We start from the raw sequence: 3,604 nt of genomic DNA on the forward strand, positions 1-3,604 counted from the left end.
CCGCTTCCTCGTTGCACACCCAGCACCTCGTAACAGGAGCACCCAGCGGGGGCCAGCATGAAGTAGAGCCATGGTGTGCCACGAGGTCGAACGGTAGCGACCCAGCCGGCCGCTCCATTGCGCTCAGTGAAACATCCAGCATGAAGTGGGTGCGGCAGCGTTGCCAGGTGGCACCCACCAAGACCGCCCCGATAGCCTCCTTGAGGCCCTCGTGGGCGTCGGAGATCACCAGCTCCACGCCGGACAAGCCGCGCGCCACCAGGGAGCGCAGGAAGGCCGTCCAGGCGGCGCCATCCTCGCGGGTGACCACGTCCACACCAAGCAGCTCGCGCTGGCCCTCGCCGTTCACCGCAGTGGCACAGATCAGGGCCACGTTGACGATGCGGCCGCCCTCGCGGCACTTCAGCACCATGGCATCGATCCACACGTAGCGGTATGGACCTCGCCGGTAGCAGCGGAATTTCGGCCGCCGGGCACTGTGGGACATCTGATGGAAGCCCAGGTGGTCACTGTGGATGCAGGTGACACCGTGCGGGAGCCGGCGCGGCGAATGCGCAGCGTGGACATTGGCGACGTCATCGTCCTGGAGCACGGTCGTCTGCAGGGTGTCCTCACCGACCGCGACATCGTGGTCCGCGTCGTTGCCGAGGAACGCGACTCTGAGGTGACTGTTTGCGGTCAGGTATCGAGCCGCGAGGTCCATTGCGTAGCGCCCGACACCCCAGTTGCGGAGGCGCTCACGCTGATGCGTCGTCACGTGTTGCGGCGCCTGCCAGTTGTCGATGGTGACCACGTCAGCGGGGTCATCAGTCTGGCCGACATCGCGGTTGATCGTGATCCCGAGTCCGTGCTGGCCAGCATCAGCGGTGCGCCATCGTCCGACTGAGGTACTCGTCCTGATCGGGAAGGGGTCGCAGACAGCGAGACAATCGCGGCCCAGCCGCCCCCGCGATCAGGTGCTCCCCTTCGCACCGCACCCGGTCGAACCACGCGCTGCGCTTTTCTTGAGGTCGGTTCGATGGCGGAGGATGCTGGGGTAGATCCGACACCGTGGTGCGAGGGAAACGGGCTTGGGGCTCGCCATCGCCGGTCGACGACACCGCCAGAGGCCGTGAGCGGGGAGTCTCGCCGCATCGTCTGCGCGGACCGTGACGATGGCATCCTGCCAAGGGGCACGCTCCCGTGGGTGGATGGCAGGAGTTGCGCACCGGACATCCTTGACTACGGGTCGATGCGGAGGAAGATGGTCGGGTGGTAATCGAGGAGGACCTGACGGTGATCCATCTACGCGCACGGCGCTGCGGCGCGCCCGCGACCGGGCGCAGGGGGTGGCGAGTTGCGGAGGATGGCAGGCACCTCGTCATCCGGGTCGGTCACGCCAGCATCGAGCGGGTTCACCACGTCGACATCGCGGAGAGTCCCACTGAGATCGTCGTCACCGCCTGGGTGGGCACGCTTGCCCATGTCGACAGCTGGACGACCGTCGCCGACACCAAGCGGCGGGCGTGGTCGGGGCAGGCTCAGCTGTCCGCTCCGGTGGGCAGGCGCAAAGTTCGCGATGGCGCGCCGGCGCCTCCTGCGGCAGGCCCTCCGGGCACCCACCTCCGCCCGGGGGACCAACCTGAGTAGACAGGTTGCCGCCGAGTGACTCTTGTGGTGCGAGTGCGCGCCTTCTCAGCCGGGCATCCACGGCCCTCACCAGGGCACCAGGCGCTGGTGGCGTACCCAATGCCTCCATCGAGGGACCCTGTGGAGAGGCGATGGTGATGTCCGATCTGACGGGGGAACCGCCAGCACCGGGCACCGAGCCATGCGCAACAACCGCTGCGCCACACTCCCCACGAAGATCCCCACGGCGCGGCCATGGCGGCTGGTTCCGGCGACGATCAGGTCAGCCGCACCGCCTCGGCCGTAGCGGCGATCCTCCGCGCTGGGCGCTCACGGGTTCCGCTGTGGACGGCGAGTTCGGCGCGCAGGCCGTCCTGCAATAGGACGGCAACCTGCCCACAAAATGTGCCTGCCTGCCTGGGTGTTACTGCGGGCTGAGCACCTGTCGGAACCGGTCGGCGGCCTCACTCTAAGGCTGCTCGTGCTCCAGGCGGCGCCTTCGGCTCCACGACCGGTGCGGCTGGCATCACCTGGGGGAGGAGGAGCGGGCACAACGGTTTGTTTGACCTATCCTGGGAGGCGGTCCCCGTCGGCGTTGCCACCGCAGAGCCTTCAGCCCCATGAGATCCCAACGCCTCCGTCCTCCCCCATGCCACACCGGCCGCCGGTTCGCCGCCACAGCGTTCGTGCTGGCGCTGGCCGTTGTGTCGGCGGCCGTCACGGTCAACCTACTGTTCCACGCAACGCACATCGCGGTCGGTGGTCCGCTGGCGGTGCATCCGAGCGCCTCGGCCCCACCCGTCGACCAGCAGTCTCCCGACGATGTGCTCCCGCCGGGAGCGCCCCAGCCGGCCACGGTCTCGGTTCCGGTGGGGCCGCACCTCAACGTTCCCATCCTCTACTACCACTACATCCGCACCATCGCCCCCACAGCGCAGAACCTCCTCGGCTTCCGACTGTCGATCCCCCCGGGGCTGTTCGCCGAGCAGATGGCTTTGCTCCACGTTGAAGGGGCGCACACAATCACCCTTAGCACGCTTATGGCCGCGCTCGCCGGCAAGACGACGCTGCCGCCCCACGCCGTCGTCCTGACCTTCGACGACGGTTATGCCGACTTCGCCACGGCGGCCGAGCCCGTGCTGGCGCGGTACGGCTTTGTGGCCACGGACTTCGTGGTCAGCGGCTTCCTCGGGCGGCGCAGCTACATGACCGCCGCACAGGTGCTCGCCATGGATGCGGCCGGCATGGTGATCGGGTGCCACACCGTCCATCACGTCGACCTCGCCGCGGTGTCGCTCGCCGAAGCTCGGACGGAGATCGACAGTAGCAAAGCCGCCCTCGAGCAGTTGCTCGGCCACCCGGTCCTCGACTTCGCCTACCCCTACGGCGGTTTCAACGCGGCCGTGGTGCAGCTGCTGCAGCAGGCGGGGTTCCGGGACGCGGTGAGCACCATGTACGGGGACACGCAGGCGCTCAATGGCCGTTACCTGCTCCATCGCACGGAGATCGGCGGCGCCCCAAGCCTCGACACCTTCGCGGGCGACGCTGGATTGCCGCTGCCGACGCCATCGACTGCACCGAATCGACTCAGCGCCTCTATGGTTCGGATCGTGGGTTCTTGAACCAAAATCCAGCAACGGTAGTAGGGCTCGGTGCCTGGTGTGACCTTGAATCGGGTCCAAATGGCGGCAGTGGGACGTCATTCAAAGTGCGCGAGTTTGCACTGCTGTCCGACGGGCGTGAAGTTTCGCTCCTGGACGACCGAGGGTGGACGACTTCTGCGCCGGTGGGCGAGACAGCAGGTAGGCAGGCAACGCCGATGTCGATCGCACACGTTGTGCGCAACGTTTACAATGTGGTGCTGCCTGACAATGCCGAGGAGACAGGCGAAGAGCATGAGTGGCAGCGCTTTGCGCAGCGATTGCGCGAAGCCGAGGTTGCGGTTACTCCGGACGAGCTTCGAGCATTACCGTACCGCGTCAGCTTGAGCGACCGC

At 67.2% G+C, this 3,604-nt stretch carries 3 protein-coding genes and 3 pseudogenes; 4 read left to right on the forward strand and 2 right to left on the reverse strand.

The window, feature by feature from the left end; genetic code table 11:
• Positions 1–139: 139 nt before the first annotated feature.
• Positions 140–442 (reverse strand): annotated as a pseudogene (locus JF886_RS05520) (transposase); the annotation flags it as partial.
• Positions 443–490: 48 nt separating this feature from the next.
• Between JF886_RS05520 and JF886_RS05525 the strand changes: the two are divergent.
• Entirely contained in the window at positions 491–886 is a 396-nt protein-coding gene (locus JF886_RS05525) for a CBS domain-containing protein (protein ID WP_350340572.1), read from the forward strand.
• Between the two features lie 389 nt (positions 887–1,275).
• Entirely contained in the window at positions 1,276–1,629 is a 354-nt protein-coding gene (locus JF886_RS05530) for a hypothetical protein (protein WP_337310398.1), read from the forward strand.
• 66 nt (positions 1,630–1,695) lie between these two features.
• Here JF886_RS05530 and JF886_RS05535 read toward each other — a convergent pair.
• Positions 1,696–1,905: pseudogene (locus tag JF886_RS05535) on the reverse strand (universal stress protein); the annotation flags it as partial.
• Positions 1,906–2,228: 323 nt separating this feature from the next.
• Between JF886_RS05535 and JF886_RS05540 the strand changes: the two are divergent.
• Both JF886_RS05540 and JF886_RS05545 read left to right on the forward strand, forming a co-directional pair.
• Entirely contained in the window at positions 2,229–3,230 is a 1,002-nt protein-coding gene (locus JF886_RS05540) for a polysaccharide deacetylase family protein (protein ID WP_337310400.1), read from the forward strand.
• An 86-nt stretch (positions 3,231–3,316) separates the two neighbouring features.
• Positions 3,317–3,604, forward strand: a pseudogene (locus JF886_RS05545) (hypothetical protein); the annotation flags it as partial.

The organism is Candidatus Aeolococcus gillhamiae (assembly GCF_016464765.1).
In the GTDB taxonomy this organism is placed as follows: domain Bacteria; phylum Chloroflexota; class Dormibacteria; order Aeolococcales; family Aeolococcaceae; genus Aeolococcus; species Aeolococcus gillhamiae.